Annotated in this window: 22 protein-coding genes; 8 read left to right on the top strand and 14 right to left on the bottom strand. The window is 58.7% G+C overall.

The genetic code is table 11. The annotated features are described in order from the left end of the window. Nucleotides 1-28: 28 nt before the first annotated feature. The 8 genes from GGU46_RS12350 to GGU46_RS12385 form a co-directional block, all read right to left on the bottom strand. The gene (locus GGU46_RS12350; protein ID WP_183403837.1) at nt 29-601 is read right to left on the bottom strand and encodes an SMI1/KNR4 family protein; all 573 of its coding nucleotides are present in this window, start codon (nt 599-601) and stop codon (nt 29-31) included. 63 nt (nt 602-664) lie between these two features. Then, nucleotides 665-1,234, bottom strand: coding sequence for a hypothetical protein (locus GGU46_RS12355; RefSeq protein WP_183403838.1), 570 nt, complete (start codon nt 1,232-1,234; stop codon nt 665-667). Continuing rightward, complete coding sequence (locus GGU46_RS12360; RefSeq protein WP_183403839.1) at nt 1,227-1,874, bottom strand: hypothetical protein; 648 nt, start codon at nt 1,872-1,874, stop codon at nt 1,227-1,229. Before GGU46_RS12360 ends, GGU46_RS12355 begins: the two co-directional genes overlap by 8 nt. Then, on the bottom strand, nt 1,832-2,929 hold the full coding sequence (locus GGU46_RS12365) for an ATP-binding protein (RefSeq protein WP_183403840.1): 1,098 nt from the start codon (nt 2,927-2,929) through the stop codon (nt 1,832-1,834). Before GGU46_RS12365 ends, GGU46_RS12360 begins: the two co-directional genes overlap by 43 nt. A 401-nt stretch (nt 2,930-3,330) precedes the next feature. Next, nucleotides 3,331-4,929 (bottom strand): DUF5691 domain-containing protein, encoded by a 1,599-nt coding sequence (locus GGU46_RS12370; RefSeq protein WP_183403841.1) that lies wholly within the window; start codon nt 4,927-4,929, stop codon nt 3,331-3,333. After that, complete coding sequence (locus GGU46_RS12375; protein ID WP_183403842.1) at nt 4,929-6,350, bottom strand: SWIM zinc finger family protein; 1,422 nt, start codon at nt 6,348-6,350, stop codon at nt 4,929-4,931. Before GGU46_RS12375 ends, GGU46_RS12370 begins: the two co-directional genes overlap by 1 nt. Before the next feature lie 59 nt (nt 6,351-6,409). Continuing rightward, nucleotides 6,410-6,799: a hypothetical protein gene (locus tag GGU46_RS12380; RefSeq protein WP_215906341.1), complete on the bottom strand. Its 390-nt coding sequence runs from the start codon at nt 6,797-6,799 to the stop codon at nt 6,410-6,412. A gap of 317 nt (nt 6,800-7,116) precedes the next feature. Beyond that, nucleotides 7,117-7,668: a hypothetical protein gene (locus GGU46_RS12385; protein ID WP_183403844.1), complete on the bottom strand. Its 552-nt coding sequence runs from the start codon at nt 7,666-7,668 to the stop codon at nt 7,117-7,119. 107 nt (nt 7,669-7,775) lie between these two features. Between GGU46_RS12385 and GGU46_RS12390 the strand changes: the two genes are divergently transcribed. Then, on the top strand, nt 7,776-8,273 hold the full coding sequence (locus tag GGU46_RS12390; RefSeq protein WP_183403845.1) for a 2-dehydro-3-deoxyphosphooctonate aldolase: 498 nt from the start codon (nt 7,776-7,778) through the stop codon (nt 8,271-8,273). 68 nt (nt 8,274-8,341) lie between these two features. Here GGU46_RS12390 and GGU46_RS12395 read toward each other — a convergent pair whose 3' ends face one another. Beyond that, the gene (locus GGU46_RS12395; RefSeq protein WP_183403846.1) at nt 8,342-10,642 is read right to left on the bottom strand and encodes an efflux RND transporter permease subunit; all 2,301 of its coding nucleotides are present in this window, start codon (nt 10,640-10,642) and stop codon (nt 8,342-8,344) included. A gap of 207 nt (nt 10,643-10,849) precedes the next feature. On the opposite strand from GGU46_RS12395, the gene GGU46_RS12400 reads away from it, so the two are divergent. The 7 genes from GGU46_RS12400 (at nt 10,850) to GGU46_RS12430 (ending at nt 15,784) form a co-directional block, all read left to right on the top strand. Next, entirely contained in the window at nt 10,850-11,083 is a 234-nt protein-coding gene (locus GGU46_RS12400) for a hypothetical protein (protein ID WP_183403847.1), read from the top strand. A gap of 254 nt (nt 11,084-11,337) precedes the next feature. Then, nucleotides 11,338-12,522 carry a carboxylesterase family protein gene (locus GGU46_RS12405; protein WP_183403848.1) on the top strand — a complete coding sequence of 395 codons (1,185 nt, stop codon included), beginning with the start codon at nt 11,338-11,340 and terminating at the stop codon, nt 12,520-12,522. 157 nt (nt 12,523-12,679) lie between these two features. Next, on the top strand, nt 12,680-13,798 hold the full coding sequence (locus tag GGU46_RS12410; RefSeq protein WP_183403849.1) for a type I restriction endonuclease: 1,119 nt from the start codon (nt 12,680-12,682) through the stop codon (nt 13,796-13,798). Between the two features lie 121 nt (nt 13,799-13,919). Continuing rightward, nucleotides 13,920-14,714 carry a thymidylate synthase gene (locus GGU46_RS12415; protein WP_183403850.1) on the top strand — a complete coding sequence of 265 codons (795 nt, stop codon included), beginning with the start codon at nt 13,920-13,922 and terminating at the stop codon, nt 14,712-14,714. A 14-nt stretch (nt 14,715-14,728) separates the two neighbouring features. Next, nucleotides 14,729-14,896: a hypothetical protein gene (locus GGU46_RS12420; RefSeq protein ID WP_183403851.1), complete on the top strand. Its 168-nt coding sequence runs from the start codon at nt 14,729-14,731 to the stop codon at nt 14,894-14,896. Nucleotides 14,897-15,304: 408 nt separating this feature from the next. Then, a complete protein-coding gene (locus GGU46_RS12425) occupies nt 15,305-15,490 on the top strand; it encodes a hypothetical protein (protein WP_184094010.1) in 186 nt (61 codons plus the stop codon). 99 nt (nt 15,491-15,589) lie between these two features. Further along, complete coding sequence (locus tag GGU46_RS12430; RefSeq protein WP_215906342.1) at nt 15,590-15,784, top strand: hypothetical protein; 195 nt, start codon at nt 15,590-15,592, stop codon at nt 15,782-15,784. A gap of 25 nt (nt 15,785-15,809) precedes the next feature. On the opposite strand, the gene GGU46_RS12435 is transcribed toward GGU46_RS12430, so the two are convergent. The 5 genes from GGU46_RS12435 to GGU46_RS12455 all read right to left on the bottom strand — a co-directional run bounded on the left by GGU46_RS12435 (nt 15,810) and on the right by GGU46_RS12455 (nt 19,875). Beyond that, nucleotides 15,810-16,646: an aminotransferase class IV gene (locus GGU46_RS12435; protein WP_183403854.1), complete on the bottom strand. Its 837-nt coding sequence runs from the start codon at nt 16,644-16,646 to the stop codon at nt 15,810-15,812. Nucleotides 16,647-16,699: 53 nt separating this feature from the next. Continuing rightward, nucleotides 16,700-17,839, bottom strand: coding sequence for a DNA-processing protein DprA (dprA, locus tag GGU46_RS12440; RefSeq protein ID WP_183403855.1), 1,140 nt, complete (start codon nt 17,837-17,839; stop codon nt 16,700-16,702). A gap of 13 nt (nt 17,840-17,852) precedes the next feature. Further along, entirely contained in the window at nt 17,853-18,275 is a 423-nt protein-coding gene (locus GGU46_RS12445; RefSeq protein WP_183403856.1) for a hypothetical protein, read from the bottom strand. 3 nt (nt 18,276-18,278) lie between these two features. Beyond that, complete coding sequence (locus GGU46_RS12450; protein ID WP_183403857.1) at nt 18,279-18,641, bottom strand: MerR family transcriptional regulator; 363 nt, start codon at nt 18,639-18,641, stop codon at nt 18,279-18,281. A 139-nt stretch (nt 18,642-18,780) separates the two neighbouring features. Further along, nucleotides 18,781-19,875, bottom strand: coding sequence for a glycoside hydrolase family 53 protein (locus tag GGU46_RS12455; protein ID WP_183403858.1), 1,095 nt, complete (start codon nt 19,873-19,875; stop codon nt 18,781-18,783). Between the last annotated feature and the right edge of the window lie 431 nt (nt 19,876-20,306).

A 20,306-nucleotide genomic window follows, 5' to 3' on the forward strand; every position in this document is an offset into this window, starting at 1 on the left:
TTGGCGCGTCGTTGCCCACGGGAGCGGCCTACCCCGCCTCAAACTCCTGCGGAAACCCCTCCGGATGCTCTGGTTCCAGCTCCTCTAGCTGCTCATTGGTCAGCAACGCTGACTCGGCGCTGGCTTGCTCGTAGGCCTGTACTACGGCGGCCAGCCAGGCGGTCAGGTTTGGATACAGCACGGTGCGGGCTTCCCAGTCGTGCCAGTGCTCCAGTATCTGCCCGGCCTGGCCGGTGAAGGTGCCGTGCAAATCCACGCAGACATGGTCGCCTCCGCCGTTTTCCAGGAAGGGCACCCAGGCTGGGTGCCACCAGTTCGTCACAAAGTCGCCATCAGCCAGCAGCTCGTTGTTGATGCGCATGCTTTCGGCCGCGCTGTCCAGCGACTGGAGACAGTTGTTCTGGAAGAAGCTGTCGTAGCCTTCCTGCCCGTTGTGCCAGCTAAACCACTGCCGCAGTTCCGTCGGCAACACTAGGTCAAACTCCGCCTCAAACGCGGCCAGCTCCGCCCCTGTAGTTGGTGGGCCTAAGGTAGCGTAGTACTCCGGCCGGTGCTGTTGAAGCAGGGTGTCGAGGCGGGTGAGTAGTTCGGGAAAGGTCATAGTATTAAATAGAAACCTTAGCTTTTTTCAGAGCATTAGCAAAAGATGAGGTAGAAATGTATATCAGGTATGACTATTGTTTCTTATGCTCCATAACTGACGTGAACTTTTTAAATGTTTGTTCGTTGCCTCTATTGCAGACTTTTTTGATAGGCCATTTTTTTGATATTTTTTAATTATTGATTTAATATAAATATTTTCCCATATTTGATCAAAACCTGTATTGGGTACCTCGCACACGATTCTCTTTATGCTTAAGTCTGATACTTTGCTGCGAGAATTACCTGATAATAAGTAAAAGCCTCTTGATTTTATAATTCCGTCAATGATAATGCTCTGCTTGGGAATGTTGAATGTAATGGAGAATTGTATCTGTAATGGCTTATCGAATTTTATGGTTAAAAATATGATACTCTTGTTAAATGGTTTTGTAGACCATGTATATGTTGCATCTCCGGGAGGAGAATCATCATGAGTTGATATAAGCTCCTGTACATCTTGGTTCCCTTTTGTGTCAATAACAACTGCTGGAATAACCCTCCCTTCAGCTATATCTGGATGTGCAATGGCACCGTCTGAAACTACCTCATATACAGGCCAGTTTATTCGTTGAATTCTGTCTAGATTAATCATTTAGTTGAAAGGTCTTTATTAAAGTTGATTCTAATTGTTTTTGCTCTCCATTAATGTCACTTACCTCAAGTAAGTATCTTTCTATTCTGTAATTCAGAAAGTGTTTTGGTTCTTTAAATAAAAGCCATTTGGATTCGGTTTCTTTTTCAGAAACATTTATATCATTAAGAAAAAAAGAAAAATTGTTGTTTGGTATCAGTGAATGAAGATTGTGGTCATGTTCTATCAATGTTTTGGCAAATGAATCGTCATCTCGGATATATTCTATTTTCAATAAAGCTTTAAAGGAGTTTTTTGATTCTGATAAATTGCTTATGCTGATATTAAACATTAGTATTCTGCTTTCTTGGTTTTCTTTGCTTTTGAACCTTAAAGCATTTATTAAATATAGTTTGAAATTAGACTTTTTGCTATCTAATTCAATTTTGGATAGTTGAAAGGATTTCTTTGCTAGATAGTTGCTTCTTAGTGAAATAAGGAGTGCAATAACAGCCGCCGCCGCTGCAATAATTGCTATTAGTGTATCAATTTTAATGACTGAAAGCTCTTCTAATTGTGGCATTGCGGAACATATAGATTGAAAAAATAATAGCAAATCTACTCCACCACCTCCCGGCAGGCGCGGTATAAGTCCTTCCATCCGTCGCGCTCTTTTACGACGGTTTCTAGGTACTCCAGCCATACTACGCGGTCCTGCACGGGGTCTTTGATGACGGCGCCGGTGAGGCCAGCGGCGAGGTCGGCGGCTTGCAGGGTGCCGTCGCCGAAGTAGGCGGCCAGGGCCAGGCCACTGTTGAGCACAGAAATGGCCTCGCCGGTGCTGAGGGTACCGCTGGGGCTCTTGAGCTTGGTTTTGCCGTTTTCCGTCACGCCCGAACGCAGCTCCCGGAAGATGGTCACGAGGCGGCTGATTTGCTCTAGGGCCGCCGTGGTTTCGGGCAGTTGCAGGGCCCGGCCGGTTTTCTCCACCCGCGAGTGCACAATCTGCACTTCCTCGGCAATGGATGTGGGCAGGGGGAGCACCACGGTGTTGAAGCGGCGGCGCAGGGCACTGCTCAGCTCGTTCACGCCCTTGTCCCGGTCGTTGGCGGTAGCTATTACGTTGAAGCCGCGGGCAGCCTGCACCTCAGTGGCCAACTCCGGCACGGGCAGCACCTTTTCGGAGAGGACGGTAATGAGCGTGTCCTGCACGTCGGAGGGGATGCGGGTGAGTTCTTCCAGGCGCACCATGCTGCCCTCCTGCATGCCTTTGAGCAGGGGCGAGGGCACCAGGGCAGCCGGCGAAGGACCTTCGGCAATGAGGCGGGCGTAGTTCCAGGAGTAGCGGATAGCATCTTCGGAGGTGCCCGCCGTACCCTGAATCAGCAGGTTGGAGTGCCCGCTGATGGCCGCCGTCAGGTGCTCCGAAACCCAGCTCTTGGCCGTGCCCGGTACGCCCAGCAGCAGCAGGGCGCGGTCGGTGGCCAGGGTAGCCACGGCAATTTCCATCAATCGCCGCTGCCCGATGTACTTGGGCTCAATCACGAAGCCATTATCCAGGGTGCCGCCCAGCAGGTAGGTTACCACGGCCCAGGGCGAGAGCTGCCAGTTGACAGGCTTGGGCCGGTCGTCGAGGGCTTTGAGGGCGGCGAGTTCTTCGGCGTATTGCACCTCGGCGTGGGGCCGCAGGATATCGGAGGAAGGATTTAAAGCCATATATGCGAAGGGTTTGGAAGCAAAAGTGGGGTAGGGAAGATGACGTTAGACGGCTTTCAACCGGCCTAGTAGTGATTCAAGTTGCGGACTAAAGCTAGTTTTTAGCTCCCCTCCTCAGATGAGGAGGGGTTGGGGGTGGTTGATGAGGTAGGAACGATATTAGAACTAGAAATTTACTCTGACCGTCATGCGGAGCCTCGCGAAGCATCTCAACCGCTTCGTCCTCACGATTGAGTTAGCCAGAGGGAGAGATGCTTCGACTTCGCTCAGCATGACGGGCATTTACATCGTTCTGGGGTTTCAACCACCCCCGACCCCTCGCCGCTTGATGCGCGGAATCATCTGAGGAGGGGAGCTAGTTGCTAACTCTAGCCTGCAGTACTCATTCATTTATCAGTGAGCTAGCCTGGGCCGGGCGGCTCGTTCAGTGCGGCATCAAGCTGCTGGCGGAAGTGCAGGGTGTTGAGCAGGCGGGCCAGGCTGTTGTGCAGGTAAGGCACATCCTGGAGCAGGGGCTGCAGGGGCTGGGCGCAGAGGTCGTACTGGGCGGCGGGCACCACGCGGGCCATGTGCTCCAGCAGCTGACTGGTGGCGTACTGAATGCGGTAGAGCCGCTCCGGATGGCTCAGGGCCTCGCGCAGTAGTTCCACGACGCGGCCAGTGAGGCGCTCGGGCCAAGGGCCTGGCACTAGCATGAGCAGGGGTAGCCAGTGGGCATCGGGACCGAAGTAGGAGGTAGCGCTGAGCTGCGGCAGCACCAGTTCGGCCATCTGCTGAGGCGTGAGCAGGCGGGCTATCCCTTCCAGTGGCAGCGGAACCGGGTTTTTACGCGGCTGCCGCCAGTGCAGCAGGGAAGTGGCCCACTCAATATCCTGGTGCAGCAGGGTCGCCTCGGCCCAAGCGGTGAGCAGCAGCGTGGCCCACTCGGTGCCGGCCGCCAGCTCCAGAATTTTAGGGGCGGAGAGGTCCCAGTGCGTGGCCCAGCGTTGGGGCGGAATCAGGGCGAGCAGCTGGCCTAGTAGGGCGGCTTTTTCCCCCTGAAAGCGGGCGTCGCGCTGCTCAATGCCGTCTAGCAGCCAGGTTTTGTCCCAGTCGGCGGCGGGCAGCTCCACCAGCAGTTTCTTGCTCAGCAGGCCTTTTTTTAGCTGCACCAAAGGCTCGGCACGCTGCCACAGGCGCTCGGGCAGCGGGTTACCGGGGAGGCAGGCCAGCTGGGGCAGCACGGTTTGGCGCACCTCCTTGCTTTTGGAGCCTAGGTATTGGCTTAGTAGCTCCACATCCGCGGCTGAGGCATTTTCGCGCAGAGTGGCCAGCAGGGCTGCCTGGGTTTTGGCGGGTTCCTGAGGTAGGGTGGCGGCCAGCAGCTCGCGGGCCTGCTCGGGCCGTTGCCGGCGCAGGGAAATCAGGTAGCCGACGCGCTGAGGCAGGGTGCCGGTTTCCCACACCACCTCGGACTGTGGGTGAGTGGAGGCCGCCAGGATGGGCGTCCAGTCGGGGTTTTGGGCTGCCAGCCACTCCCCGCGCTGGCCCAGCACGGCCGCCGTGGCAGGGTGCAGGGCCGGGCGGGTGCGGGCGTGTTCCAGCAAATACACCAACTGCGGATGCGGCACCCGCCGCTGGTGCTCGGCCAGGTTCGTCAGGAAATCGGGTAGCAGGTCAGTATACTGGCCTTCCAGCAGCACGTTCAGGGCCTGGGCTCCATTGGGGCCGAGTGTAGCTTGCGTTTCGGCAGGCGCGGGGGGTACGGTCGGCCCGGTGCCAGGAGCAGGTAAGTAGCCGGCCTTGCGGATCAACGACAGCGCCCCGGCCGCTTGCAGTAGGTGCTTCTCGCGGGGTGCCTCGTCGGTTTCCGGGTTAGAAGTCAGGTCGGGAACCGTTGGCAGGGCGTCGGGGCTTTGGCGGGTGCCCAGCAGGGCCACGCGCACCAGCTGCTGCCAGTCGGCGCCGGGGCGGAGGGGGTTGGCCGCCAGGTCGGGGGTAGAAGCTTGGGAGTCAGGCATCAGAGAGCAGATGAAGTTTCAACCGCCGCGCCCCAGCCTACCAGGGGGCGCAGTCCCCGGCCGGTCCACTCTCCGAATATAGTGAGTGGCACGCCCCCACCAACGGCCTGCAGCTCCCACCCAAACAGGTCGTCGCAAAGCAGAGGCACCTGCTGCATAGCCGTGGTGTTGGGCTCAGCCGAAGCGGAGGCCGGGGCTAGTTCAGGCGTGAACCGTAGAACCCAGCGGCCATCCGGAGTGAAAGCCGGGCTGCCGCCGGTCAGAAGCACGGGCCACTCGCGCAGCCAGGGCTGGCGGGCCACAGCAGTGGCGTAGGCATCCAGCAGTTCGGGCAGGGTAGTGGGGTAGGGCGGAGAGGCGTCGGCGGAAGTGAGGCCGGCAAACGTGAGGGTGCCCGGTACGGCACGCAGGGAAAGCAGACCGGGGTAAAAGGTGAGGGTGCCGGTGTAGTGGCCGTCGGGCACTAAGGCAGTAGCAAAGGCCTGTCCCCCGAAGGAAAACTCCACCACCAGCGCGTAGCGGCCGGTTTGCTGACCCTGCAGCCAGCAGCGGCGCACGGTCAGGCGGTCTTCCTCCGTGACGGCCACCGACAGCACCCGCCATTCATCGGCCACCGCCGGCTCCGTGGCCAGAATATCTTCTTTTTTCAGATTCACCCCCACCAGTTGCAGCAGTTCCTGGCGGGCGGCTTCCGGCAGCTCGGGCAGGCGCTGGAAAGCCTGGGCCAGCAGGTACAGCTCGCCCAGGCGGGAGAGCATCCGTTCGGGCCAGTCGGCGCCCTGGTGGCGTAGAGTGGGCAGCTCCCGCACCACGCTGGCCAGGCCAGGGAGCTGATTATCGACCAGCCGGGCGGCCTGGTTTTCCCAGAAGCTCAGGGGTTGATTATCGGTAGCGGCCAGTCCGGCCCGCACCAGGTCCAGGAGCCAGACGGCCAGCTCCCCGGCGCCGCGCTGCATGCGGCTCAGGCGCTGAGCCTCACGCTTCTGCCGGGCCAGCTCGTTGTCAGTGGGGGTAGTGGCCGGAGCAGCGTCCGTCCCATCAGCAGTGAAGGCTGCAGCTTCCACTTCTTTGGCGGCTTTCTTGCCGGCTGTCTGCTGGCGTTTGTCCAGCCACTCCTGCAGCCAATCGGGTGGGGTAGTACCATTCAGCAGCTGGGGCTGGCGGGCCAGCAGCAGGAGCAGTCCGGCACCGTGCTTGCACGGGAACACCCGGCTGGGGCAGGAGCACTTGAAGGCGGGCTCCGTCAGGTCGAGGCCGGTTTGGTAGGGCTTGCTGCCGCTGCCCTTGCACTCGCCCCAGGCGGCGGTATCGGTGCGGCCCAGGTTGCTCCACTTGGCGGGCGCCGCCAGCTCCAGCCCGCGCTTGAGCGTGCCGGAGTCGGTGATGAGGGCGCGGGCCTGTTCTTCGGTCCAGGAGGTCAATGTTAGGCAAGGATTACGCCCGCCCCAAGGCAGGCCGGATACCCCGGCAAAGTAGGAGTTCAGCGGGGAAATTCCTTACCGCAGCCCGGGCATTTATGCAGGGTAGTGCCGGCGTAAAACAGCCGTTTCCACCACGCCGGCCGCGAAACGGGCGCGGGCTCCGGGGCGCCGCACCGGGGACAGTGCAGTATTGTTGGGGTAGTACGCTGTTGCTCAAAGGCTTCCAGTACAGCCTGCGCCGAAGTGGTGTCAGTCTCCTCAATCAGCAGCTGGTAATACATGCCTTCCCCAAACGGAAACGTGGGCGGACCGCAGCTTTTCACCAGGGCATCAACCCCAACCGCCTGTAGCTGCTGATACAGCGTTACGGCTTCGGCATAGGTCAGGTACTGGGCGGCCAGCAGGAGCATCGGGTAGGAATCAAGGTCACAATCAACTACGAAAAACACGCCCTTCCTGCTTGCGCTGGCTTTAGTCGGCACTAGCTAAAACGTCTGAAACGTCAGCGGAAGGCATAATGGCTTGCCTTAGCGCAGTGGGAAGTGGCTGCTAAAACAAAGTTACAACAAGGGGGTGTTGTTCCTTTACAGGTCAGCGAAGCAGGCCCTACTTGCCCCTGAAAAATGGTTTGCTGAAAACAACGCCACGGTCCCGTAGAGCGCGGGGTAGTGAGTGACTAGTTCTCTACGGGCAAGGCCTCGCGGCTGCAACGGCGAGGCCTTTTGCGGTAGCTTCCCTACCCCCGGCAGCAGCCCAAACCCTCGGCCTACTTGCGCCGACGGGCGGGGGTAGCCAGGCGGCCGCGCAGCCGCATGATGTACCAGAGCAGGCCGGCGCAGAGCACGGCCAGACCGGCCGCCAGCAGCTCCCGGCTGGTGCGGGCCTGGGAAGCCTCATCGGCGGTGGCCTGCAGCTCCTGCAGCTTCTTCTCCCGCTGCTTGTCGCGCAGCTGCAGGTTGCTGATCTGGTTTTCCAGGTCGTAGAAGCGCTGGCGGGTGCTGCTTTGGTCGGTCTGGGCGACGGTGATTTGCTGCTTGGCCTGCTGATTTTCGGCTACTACCGCGGCGGTTTTGCGGAGGGTAGCGGCTTGCACAGCCCGTACAATCTCGGTGTCTTTGCGGATAATGCCCTTCAGAGCATCTACTACTTCCTGCAGGTCCTTCTTGCTGGGCTTGTTGCCGAAAAGGCTGTTGCGCTGGGCATTGGCATCCTCGTACTGCTGCACCATCTGCTGGCGCTCCTGAATCAGGCGGGGCAGCGGGTCGTTGGCCGCGGGGGCGGGGGTAGGCGTTTGGGCGAGGGCAGAGCCCAGCGTCAAGCTGGCTGATAGAACCAGGAAATTGAAGCGGCGTGTGAGGAAGGAACCAATCAAAGTGAAACGAGAGCAGGAGTGGAGGGAAAGAAAATTATGCGTAAATCGAGCCTATGAAACGTATAATTTATCTAGTAAGTCTATCCGCTGTGTTGGTTACCCCGGCTTGTAAGACCGCTAAAGCTCCATTTGGTACGGATGCTAATCCCAGAATTGATGGGTCGAACAACGCGCCACAAAGCTACTATGATGCCGCCCAGCAAAGAGAGCGGCCCGCAGACGTAGTAACCATTAGTACTGACCGGGACTATGGAGTAACCCAGAAAAAGCCGGTGTGCGTCGCTGGGATATCAAAGGATGAGTCAGAGAAAGTACTAAATGAGCAGCGTTATTTGAATGCGCTGCGTGGCCCGAACGGAGAGCAAATCAGCTACCGCCGCCGTGGACACTGCTGCGAATTTGAAAGCCCGAACGGCTTCATGGGCTGGGGCGTGCTGGATGTGTACGAAGTGACGTGGAAGGGCAGCGCCAAGCCCATGCTCATCTATATCAATATGTATGATGCTGGTCCGCTACTAGCCCCACTGGGCCTGACCCTGGTTAAGCTGTAATCTGCCTTGAACTTCAAAACCAACGGCCTCCCTGCTGCGAAAGCAAAGAGGCCGTTTTTATATAGCTACTACGCCTCCAGCAGGGGCACCGGCTGCCGGATTTCCTTGGGCCGGTGGCGGTAAAACCACAAAATGAGGATGGGCAGCAGGGTCAGCTCGGCCACTACCCCGAACAGGAGCGTGAGGCCGATGAGCAGACCCACGTAGAACGTGCCGTCGAAGGAGGAGAAAATCAGGGTGGAGAAGCCGCCCACCAGAATCAGCGACGTGACAATTACCGCCTTGCCGGCCATGAGGTAAGTTTTGCGCACGGCCCGGAACAGGCTGGGCTCATCCAGCAACACCAGCTTGAGCTTGCTGATAAAGTGAATGGTATCATCGACGGCAATGCCAAAGGCAATGGTGAAGATGATGCTGGTACTCACCTTCATGCTCACGCCGGCCGCGCCCATTACGCCCGCCACAATCAGGATGGGCACCAGGTTGGGTACCAGCACCACCAGGGTCATGCGCAGGCTCCGGAACAAGAGCAGCACAATGAGCGTGACCATCACAATATCGATGCTCATGCCCGTAATCATGTTCAGGGTGAGGTTTTCGTTGTTTTTGTCGATGAGGTTGGCCGAGCCGGTGAGGCGGGTTTGCAGCACGGTACTGTCCACGGAGGCGCGGAGGTAGCGGCGCAGAGCGGCATTTAGGGCATCGGCTTTGATGCTGCCCACGTCGGGCATGCGGCCGGTGAGGCGGCCTTCCGTACCATCGGGCAGGGCCAGGGCCCGGAACTCCGGCTTCTTCCGAAACAGCTTCACCTTGCGCGTCAGGCGCTCCAGCTCGGCCTCAGAATCGGGCAGGCGGTATTCTTCCAGCAAGCCGCCATTCAGGGCCTTGCGCACCGATTTAATGAGGGTAACCGGCGAGGCCACGAAGTTCAGGCCGTAGGTTTTTTGCAGGTAGCCCTCAATCTTCTCCGTCTGGCGCAGCACTTCTAGGTCATAAATACTGCGGCCGGGGGCAGGCTTCAAATCGAGCTCAAAGGGGCGCACGCCCGCAAACTGCCGCTCGAAAAACCTGAAGTCCAGCTTTACCGGGTCGTTCTGGGAAAGATCGTCGAGCAGGGCCGAGTTGATGCGAATGCGCGAGGCCGAGGCCACCGACAGCCCCAGCACCAGGGCGCTGATGGCCACTACCCAGTGCCGCCGCGCCAGCACCACCCGGAACAGGCGGCCCAGCACGCCGTCCCAGCTGCGGCCGGTTTCGCGGGGCACCCGCAGCTGGGGCTTGCGCAGGAGCACCAGCATAGCCGGCAGCAGCGTGAAGCTCAGCGCAAACGTGAGCAGCACGGCAATGCCCGTAAACAGCCCGAAGTTGTAAATCGGCCGAATGGTGCTGGTCATCAAGGTGAAAAAGCCGATGCTGGTCGTCAGGGCCGAAAGGCCGGAGCCAAACCCCGATTCCTTGAGCGCAATCAGCAGAGAATCCTTCTTGCTGGCCCCGTAGCCCAGCTCCGTAACGTAGCGCGTGATGATGTGGATGGTATCGGACATGCCCACCACGAACAGCATCACCGGCAGCAGAGCCGTCATCAAATCAATGCTCACCCCGAAGGCCGACATCACCCCCAGGCCCCACACAATGGCGCCCAGCACCACCACCAGCGGCAGCACTACCCCCCACCAGGTCCGGAAGGTCAGCCACAATAACCCCGTCACCAGCACCACCGACAGGGTCATAAACACCATCAGCTCTACCTGCAGCCGGTCCACGAACACCGACTGGGCCACCATTTTGCCGGCCAGGTGGTACTCGTTTTCCGCGAAACCCTGCCGCTGCAACTCCCCGCGTACGGCCGCCAGCAGGGAGTCGCCGGGGGGCTTGCTGAGGTTGGGCGAGGTTTGGAATAGGATGGTAACTGCCCGCGCATCCCGGGAAATCAGGTTGCCCACCAGCCCCGGCGTGCGGTACACCAGCGTCGAGTCTGAAGCCCGGCGGGTTGGGTCCTGGGGGTGGAGGTAGGGCACGTTGAACACGCCCAGCCCCTCTACCACCGGGTTCACGGCGTTGGTGGGCGAGGACACCTGCGTAACGTGCCGCCGCCCCTGAATAAAGCGCGTCAGCGAATCAACCTGGGTCAGGAAGCGCGGCTCGAATACCGTCTGGCCCGCCGGGGCTTCCAGGCCCAGCAGCACGTAGTCGTTGTCGTTGCCGAAACGGGCGGAGTACTGGGTGTAGTAGTCCAGGTCCGGGTCACCGGCGGGGTAGAAGTCGTTGAAATTGTAGTTGAAGCGCAGCTGAGCCACGAAAAACACGGCCAGGGCCGTGAGCAGCCCGAGGGCTACGAGAGTAAGATGGGCGAGTTTGCGAAGCGGCATAAACGGTAGCACGAAGCTACGGGCTTCGCGGATCATGGAACGACCGGTCGCGCGCCGTTCAAACAAGAGTCATTCAAGGATGCGCGAAGCGGGAGCTTCGCGCTGCTTTCACTACCTTGGAATCGGTTGGTGCGCGGTCGGGGGATATATCCTTCCGCCAACTGCCATTTTCCTGCTTTTGTTTCCACCAAGCTCATCTTCTTACTCATGAAAAACGCCCTGCTCGCCCTGGCCCTGTTTGCCTTTGTTGGTTCCGCCGCCGCCCACGAGGGCCACAACGAGGGCAAAGCCAAAAAAGGCAAGAAAGAAGCCTGCACGCCCGCTATGAAGGCCACCTGCGCTAAGGGTGCCGCCGGTACACCTGCCTGCTGCATGAAGAAAGGCGCGAAAACCGCCGCCGTTACACCCGCCCCGGCGGCTACCCCGGTCAAGTCGTTGTAAGGCGTAGTGCAACCGATAAGAAGCCGCTCCACTGAGCGGCTTTTTTTTGTTGCTACCCTGCCGCTACGGCGTGTTAAACAGCAAGTTCTGGTTGGGGAGAAAGCAGCCGCGGCGTTGGCGCCCGGCGCAAAGCCGGCGACCCGCTTCCAAGGGCTGATAGGTAGAGCAAGGAGTAGTTGTTTTATGATAGTATCTTGTATTGCATGGTACTATTGTTATCTTTAATCCAGTACCCACCAAAATCTTTACTGCTTATGAAATTCGGGCACCGAGTTCTTATGCTGTTGAGCGTAGGAGCGGGGTTGGGGGGCAGAGCCGCGCAGGCTCAACCCTCAACCTACGACCAGCAGCTGCAACAGGCTTCCACCAAACTGGGCCAGCACGACTACTGCGGTGCCGTAAAAGACTTCCAGGCCGCCTTTGCCGACAGCACCAAAGCCGGCCCATTTGATGTATTTGCGGGGGCAATAGCCGCCGCCAACTGCCCAGACCAACGCACCCAGGCCCTGCGGTGGCTGCTCCGCATCCCGCGGTTTCACAACCTCCCCGTCACCACCCAGGATGTGCGCAATATCGCCCAGGAAGCCGGCTTGCGTAGCCTGCAATCTACCCCGCAGTGGGCGTATTTTCTGGAAAGAATGCAAGCCCAGGCCACCCGGCGAGAGGCCGCGGCCCGGCAGGCCACCGAGCAGTGGCTTAGCACTACGCAAAAAAATGCTCTACCCACGCCCACCCGTCGGAAGCAGTACGGGGCCGCCACCCCCGGTTTTGCCCGCTACACCGTGCCGGCTGACACCGTGCGGGTTCCGTACCTGGTGTACGTGCCGCGGAGCTATAGCCCCACCCAAGCCGCGCCTCTGCTGGTGTATCTGCACGGCGGCATCGTGAGCACCACGCAATTCCAGACCTCTAATCCGGAAGTGGCGCAAGAGCCTGTTTTTCAGGTTGCTGAGCAGCAGCGGGCTATTGTGCTGTACCCGTTCGGGCGTAAGTCGTTCGGATGGGTGGAGCACGAGGCGGCCTTGGCCACTGTGCGCCGGATGATAGCCGAGGTGCAGGCACGGTACCGCGTAGATGCCCGGCGCGTGTACCTGGGCGGCATGTCGAACGGCGGCACGGCGGCTTTTTGGTATGCGTGCCAGCAGCCCCAGGATTTTGCCGGCTTCTACGCCTTGTCGGCCATGCCTGTGAGCAAGCTGGGGCCATTGCGTTTTCAGACGCTGGCTAGCGGCGCGCCCCTATACTCGGTGAATGCCGAAGATGATGACGTTTTTCCCTACAAAGAAGTAGCCGCCATTTATGAGCAGCACCGCGCGCAGGCGCCCAAATGGCACTTTGCCTCCCGGCCGGCGGGCGGCCACGGCTTCCTCTACGGCCCGGATGGAACCCAGGCGTTAGAGGAGTTGCTGAAGAAGATGATGTCCGCTACGGCACCTTGAATAGTTTATGGCCTTTGCCTACGAGGTGATGCCTTAACCAGCACACTTTCTTAGGAGTAGCTCCACCCGCAATAACAAAGGCCGCCTTACGTGGCGGCCTTTGTTATTGCGGGTGGAGCTACTACATTTAAGAACAATGAATTAATCCTACTCATTTATGGAGCTTATTGACCAACTCACCAATCTAGCGTCGCGGGCGCAGAAGCAGATTACACACATTCAAACCGAAGAAGCCACGAAGAATGCACTAGTGATGCCATTCATCAATGCACTTGGCTACAACGTGTTTGACCCTACTGAAGTAGTGCCAGAATATATCTGTGATATTGGCACCAAAAAAGGAGAGAAGATAGACTACGCCATCCTGCGAGATGGTAAGCCAATCATTCTATTTGAGTGCAAGCATGTAGGTGGCGACCTGAATATTAATCACGCCAGCCAGCTGTTCCGGTATTTCCACGTAACGGAGGCCCGCATTGCCGTACTCACCAATGGTGTTACGTACCGGCTGTTCACGGATTTAGAGCAGCCTAACAAAATGGATGAGCGGCCCTTTATGGAATTTGACTTGTTCAACTTTCATGAAAACGACGTAGCTGAAATCAAGAAACTTAGCAAATCGGCTTTCAATATTGATGACATGCTATTTGCCGCTTATAACCTGAAGTATATGCGGGCCTTCAAAAAGTATTTTGAAGAGCAATTCAGTCAGCCTACCCCCGATTTTATCAATTTCGTATCGAAACAGATATACGATGGCGTGCTGACGCCCAAGCTGAAAGAGCAGTTCAGTGTGCTGGTGCATCGTTCTTTTCACCAGTTTCTGAACGACAAGATTACTATGCGGCTTCGTTCCGCCATGCTCGATACCAGCAGCCAAAGCATACTTGTACCAGAAGTTACCGCCGTACAAGTTCAGGAAGCGCCAGCAACGTCAGTAGCAGCAGAGGCTCCTGAAAAGGGTATTGAAACAACCGTAGAAGAAACAGAAGGCTTTATGATTGTGCGGGCTATTCTGCGTAAAACAGTGCCCGTAAATCGGGTGGTTATGCGCGACGTGCAATCTTACTGCGGTATTCTACTTGACGATAACAACCGAAAGCCGATCTGCCGCCTGCATTTCAACGGTAGTAAGAAATACGTGACGCTTTTCGATACAGAAGGAGGGGAGCGGGTGGATATCAGTTCTCTGGACGACCTCTACGGCTTAGCGTCTCGCATTCGGGCCGCTGTTCAGCGCCATGAAACCAAGCTTCAGGAAACGCCGGTTGTTTAAGTAGCTTACTGGCAGTCAGATGTAGAAAGCCGCCTAATTTGGGCGGCTTTTTCGTTATTTTGACCATTGCTTGCTTTTGCTGGTTTGCTGAGGCAAGCGTACATAGTAGCTTCCCTACCCCATGCACCAGTACCACACCCTCCTGCAGCACGTTCTCACGCACGGCACCCGCAAAACCGACCGCACCGGCACCGGTACGCTCTCCGTGTTTGGCTACCAGATGCGCTTCAACCTCCAGGAAGGCTTTCCGCTGGTGACCACCAAGAAGGTGCACCTGAAAAGCATCATCTACGAGCTGCTCTGGTTTCTGCGCGGCGACACCAACATTGCCTACCTCAAGGAGCACGGCGTCAGCATCTGGGACGAGTGGGCCGACGAGAACGGCGAGCTGGGCCCCGTGTACGGCAAGCAGTGGCGGGCCTGGACCGGCCCCGACGGCCGGACCTACGACCAGATTTCGGACATTGTGCGCCAGCTGCGCGAAACGCCCGACTCGCGCCGCATCGTGCTGTCGGCCTGGAACGTAGCCGACCTGCCCCAGATGAAGCTGCAGCCCTGCCACGCCCTGGTGCAGTTCTACGTGGCCGATGGGCGCCTGAGCTGCCAGCTCTACCAGCGCTCGGCCGACGTGTTCCTGGGCGTGCCCTTCAACATTGCTTCCTACGCCCTGCTCACCCTCATGCTGGCCCAGGTAGTGGGCCTGGAGCCCGGCGAGTTCATCTGGACCGGCGGCGACACCCATCTCTACAGCAACCACCTGGAGCAGGCCCGCCTGCAGCTCACCCGCGAGCCGCGCCTGCTGCCCCAGCTGCGCCTCAACCCGGCCGTGCAGGACATCTTCGGCTTTCGGTTCGAAGATTTCCAGCTGGAAAACTACGACCCCTGGCCCGCCATTAAGGCGCCCGTGGCCGTGTAACTTCGGAAGAAGCCGTGCTGGATATCGACGATATTATTGGGGAGGCCGTCACGGAATCCGTTTTCGGTGGTCTGCTGCGCTGGGTGTGCAGGCTGCTGAAAAACCTGTTTTTATTCGTAGTGTCGCCCTATTTGCTGCTGCGGGGCTGGGTGCACGCTCGGCCTCGTTCCGGGGGCGTGTGAGAGCTGTATGAGCAAGGCAAGCAGGCTGCCGCCCACGATATGCAGTATGTGCTGTCGGTAGTGGTGGCGTTACCGCTGGCTGCCCTGGTGGGGGTAGTGGCTTGGCAGGGCTGGAAGGCCCTACTCAACTGGTGCAGTTAACCGCTGGGGCCTTTGCTGGCCCGCCCGAAAAAAACCGTGAACAGGCCGCCCGAACGCGCACCCTCCGGACAAGTGCCCGCGCGCTCTGCTGGCGAAAGCGGTAAGCGAAACCTAAAAAATAGAATGGCAGGCCGTTACCTATCTTGTAGTATATGCATTGTGCCATATGTCAAGAAAATTTATAAAAAAAGTGCTGACGAGCTAGATCCGTTTGCTATTTTAACTGCGTAATGGTACTGTATGAAGGAAACTTTTACTCCACTTCCAGTGTTTAGCCGCCTCTCTTTGCTCACCCGGCAGCAACGCGCCTGGGTAGCCCTGTATTCCTTAAGCACCGGCTGCACTGATCGGGCCGAGATATTGGCGCAAAACGCCGTTACGGAGGCCGATCTGGCCGAATTTATCGACAGCTGGTTGCGCTTGCGTAGCCGCACCGCAATGCGCAACTACTGAGCGTATAGAGGGGGCGGCCAGCTGATGGGGAGAAAAGTATAACGTGGTTGAAAAATCCAATTTCACGAACCATGCGTATAGCAGCATATGTCTCCCGGAGTGCTATCCTATTCTGCTACCTGTATCCCTGTCCCCGCCCTAAGCCGTCGGCAACGCACCTGGATTGCCCTGTACTCCCTGGATGCCGGTCACCGCGACCGGGCCGAAGTGCTGCAGCAGAACAACGTTACGGAAGCGGACCTGACCGAATTTGAGGAAAGCTGGCTGCAAATGCGCTGCCGCCTCGATCAGTAACCCAGTGTCCGCGCCGGGGGGCTAATTACCCGGCGGCTGCTTCGGCCCCGCGCAGCCTAACCAGAAGGGGGTGTTGCTCAGACTGAAAGGCAACCCCTTCTACCTGCTGCACCGCCCGGATGCCAGCCACGTTGGCCGTGAACACCGCCTCGGCCGCCAGCAGCTCATCGGGCGTAAACAACCCTTCCTGCCAGTCAACACGCAACTGCCGGGCCACCTGCCGCAGGTGGCCCAGCCGCGTGCCCAGTACGCAGCCCGTGCTGAGAGCCGGGCAGTAAATGGTATTATTCCGAATCCAGGCTACGGCCGCGGCTACGGCCTCGGCTACGTGGCCCGTCCCCGAGAGCAGCAGCACCTCGGGCAGGTGGCGCTGTTCTCGTTCCCGGGCGGCCAGCACGTAGGTCAGGGCGTTGGGCCCTTTGCAGAAGGAAACCGGCGAGGCAGTTACCCGCACCGAGTGGGCAAACGCGGCCCGGCTGATTGGTGCGCTGTGCTCAGCGAAGGGTTGCAGAGTGACCAGCCAGTCGGGCTGCGAGGTAGTGGGCGCGTACAGGCCGCCGCCGCCGCGCCACAGCTGCAGCCGCACCCGGGCCGCCGCCGTGGGGGCGTACTGGGCATGCTGCTGCACGAAGTGGCCGATGGTAGCGGCCAGGGCCGGGGCGGAGGCCAGCGGGGGCGGCAGGATAAAGCCCAGCGCCGCCGCCGCCGCCTGCAGCCGCTGCCAGTGCTGCGGCAAGTAGCGCAGCGTGCCGTTGGCCCAGACCATTGTTTCAAAAAAACCATCGTTGAAATACAGCCCCCGGTTTGGGAGCGGCAGCGCAAAGTGGTCGTCGGGGTGAAGCTGGCCGTTGTATAGGAGCACAGGGGTAAGATATGGGGGGGCGGCCAGGTCTTGGGGCCCGGAACGCAAACAAGTTATACCAGCGCAAACCGCTTACCCGGCAATGCCTTGATGACGGTCCGAAACTCTAGCCCAAGCAACAGCGACGCTACGGCATGAACGGGCTGCTGCGCCTTCCAGGCGAGGGTGTCGAGGTGCTCTTCGCGGCCAGTGGCGGCCTGCAGCACGGCAATCAGCTGAAACTCTTCCGCCGTGAAGTCCGCCGGATCGTAGGGGGTAGGGCCCCGGAACTTGCCCTGCAGGTGCAGGGCCGCATCCCAGTTCAGCAGCTCTTCCAGGTCTTTGGGCTCGGAATACAGCGCGGCCTTGTTGGTTTTGATGAGCTCGTGGCAGCCTTCGGAGGCTGGCGAGCCCAGCGGGCCCGGCACGGCCAGCACGTCGCGGTTATAGCCCTGGGCTAGGTCGGCCGTGATGAGGGCGCCGCCTTTCTTCGCGGCTTCTATTACCACGGTGCCATCGGCGAGGCCGGCAATGATGCGGTTCCGGGCGGGGAAGTTATACTTATCGGGCTGGGTGCCGAAAGGAAACTCCGTGAGCAGGCCACCCTGCGTGAGCATCTTCTCGGCGGTTTTGCGGTGAGCCGGGGGGTAGAGCTTGTCCAGGCCCGTGGCCATCACGCCAATGGTTTCCAGCCCTTCCTGCAAGGCGGCGCGGTGGGCGGCAATGTCAATGCCGTAGGCCAGGCCGCTGATGATAAGGGGCTGGTGGGAGGCAATGCCTTTCACCAGCTTCTCAGTTTGCTCCCGGCCGTAGTCGGTGGCTTGGCGGGTGCCTACCAGGGCCACCGTTTTGGGGTGGTTCAGGTCGGCGGTGCCCTGGTAGTAGAGCAGGGTAGGTGCGTCGGGCAGCTGCTTGAGGCGGCTGGGAAACTGCTTGCTGGTATAGAAGAGAATCTGCACGCCCTCTTTCTCGGCTTTGCGCAGGGCAGCTTCGGCTTGGTTCAGGGCGGCGGTGCGCTCAGCCCCGGTCAGGATGGCCACGGTGGCGGGGCCTACCCCCGGAATCTTGCGCAGCTTGCCCGGCGGCAGGTGCAGCACGTTCTTGGCCGAGCCCCCGTAGCTCATCAGCTGCCGCGTCAGCTGCGGCCCGATGTTGGGGAAAAGGGTGAGGGCAATTTCGTGAATAAGGGTATCGTCGGGGGTAGAAATAGGCATATTAACGGCTTAGCTATACTCTAGGATTATCATTCCGCCAGTCCCAATGAGGATTTCGCATGAGCATGGATACAAAGCTATTAGCTGTCAGAAATGTGCCAAAATCATTGTCAATCAGTATTTTTTGAGATGCTGCAACTTCTATAATTACCTTTTTTATAGTCTCGAGGCTTCGGTAGTGAATATTATATAAATGAAATCCGGCCGGAAAATGGTGGGCTATTAATGCAAGCTCATCTTCGGTCCACCCAAGTATAACGCTTAGTGAGGTGCCGTAATAATCTACATAAAGCCGGTTTGCTCCCTTAATCTGAACGGCGAAGCCAGTTAAACCCGGCTGATCAGTAATTACACCACACGGAAAGACCTTTTGGATAGATTCTTTGAAAGCAGGTAACAAGGCTGCCTTTTCAGCAATAAGTAGGATAGATTCCATTTTCTATCCCTGCTGCGCCTTGCCAATAGCATCCAACTCCTTTTTCATCGTCACCATGAATTTGCGGACCCGCTCCAGGCTCTGAATCACGTCGATTTTTTCCTTGAGCTGGGGGCCTTTCTGCTTGAGCATGTCGCGGGCGCCGGGGATGGTGTAGCCGCGCTCCTTCACCAGATGGTAAATGGTGCGGAACGTGTCGATATCCTGGGGCGTGTAGAGGCGGTTGCCCTTCTTGCTTTTGCGCGGACGCAGCTCCTCAAACTCCGTCTCCCAGAACCGAATCAGGGAAGGTGCTACATTGAACTGAGCCGCTACCTCACCAATGGTGAAATACTGTTTTTCGATGTCGCGCTCTTTATAAGGCATAGGAGGGGTAGCAGCACAAAGTGAAGGGGCCGGCCGAAAGCCTGATTACAAATAAAGCAAAACCGGCGCCAACCGCCTACCCCCACGCAGCACAGCTACCGTTTGGGCAGGCGATGAGCGCCGGCTGGGCACTAGGCCACTACTTCACTTTATGCTTGCGGCTTACCTCGTCATAGATGGGCAGCAGCTCGTTGGCCTTGCCTTCCTTGTCGAAAATCTGCTCCCAGGTGTTGAGCGGCTCCCAAATGAAGGTGCCCTTGCCCTTGTTGCCCGGCAGACTGAAAGCAATGTCGTTCACTTCACGCTTCCGCTCCGAATACTCCACTACCACCACATCCTGGGGGTAGCGGGCAGCCAGGTCGGTGAGGTTGCGCTGCAGATCGGGCAGGGTGCGGTGCCACTTGGGGTAGTACGACTGGCCGATAACGTCGCAGGTAACGCCGCGGGAGAACATATTATCGAGCCAATACCGCGACTGTTCGTTCTGCCCTCCCAGGGCAATGTGCATCATGATAAGGCTTTGCGGGGTGGTTTCGCGCACGGCCGCAACGCCGGCTTTCAGCAGCTCGGCCAGGTTGTCGAGGCGGGCTACGCTGTCGGCGCTGTGGATGTCGCCGTCGGGCCAGAGCAGGCCGTGGTTGATTTCGTTGCCCACCTGCACCATGTCGGGCGGAGTGCCCTGGGCCTTGAGGGCCAGCAGCACGTCGCGGGTGTAGTCGTGCACAGCCTGAGTGAGCTGGGCGCCGTGCAGGTCTTTCCAGGCCTCGGGCTTGAACTGCTTCTGCGGATCGGCCCAGGTGTCGCTGTAATGGAAGTCGAGCAGGAATTTCAGGCCGGCTTTCTTGATGCGCGTGGCCATTTGCTGGGTGTGGGCCAGGTCGCAGAAGCCTTGCTTGGGGGCATAGCCGCTGTCGGCCGCCGGGTTGTGAAACAGGCGCAGGCGCACGTAGTTAAAGCCGTGGTCCTTAAGAATCTCCATGGCGTCCTTCTCCTGGCCTTTGTCGGAGAACCTGATGCCCCGGGCTTCCAGCTGGGGTAGGAAGGAAATATCAGCCCCCAGCATCTTCCCGATTTTCTGCTTTTTACGGCCGATAGACTGGGCTATTTGGTCGGGGGTAGGCTGACGCGCGGTTTGCGCCTTGGCAGGAGCGGGCAGGCACAGCCACACCAGCAGCAGTTTGAGCAGCAGGCGGGGGTAGGAAATAGGGTGGCGCACAAGGAAAGGTGTTTTCATGAGGTGAACAGAAAAGGAATTAATAGACCGTCCTGTCGAGCTGGTCGAGACATCTCGCGGGCTGACGTTGTGGTGCTAATTAAACTGGCCTAGAACAGTATATAGCCTGTCATCCTGAGCCTGCGAAGGACCTTGTCACGTCAGCACGAGAAGCTAGGCCAGTCGTTCACGCGGGGTAAGGTCCTTCGCAAGCTCAGGATGACGTGCTTGTATAGCGGGTTACCACTCCAGCGTCAGCCCGCGAGATGTCTCGACCAGCTCGACAGGACGTTCGGGCGAAACCGTGCGAAAAGCCTCAATAAGCACTGCTTCCACTTCCGGGCGAAGTGGCTACCTTTGGCAGCAAATGCCCTTCGGGCCCGGCCAGCTGGGTTTCCGCATCGGCAAAGTAGCTAAAATTGTTGCCGCCACTGGTGTGGCGCATCCTTATA

Source organism: Hymenobacter latericoloratus, assembly GCF_014199535.1.
Lineage (GTDB): Bacteria > Bacteroidota > Bacteroidia > Cytophagales > Hymenobacteraceae > Hymenobacter > Hymenobacter latericoloratus.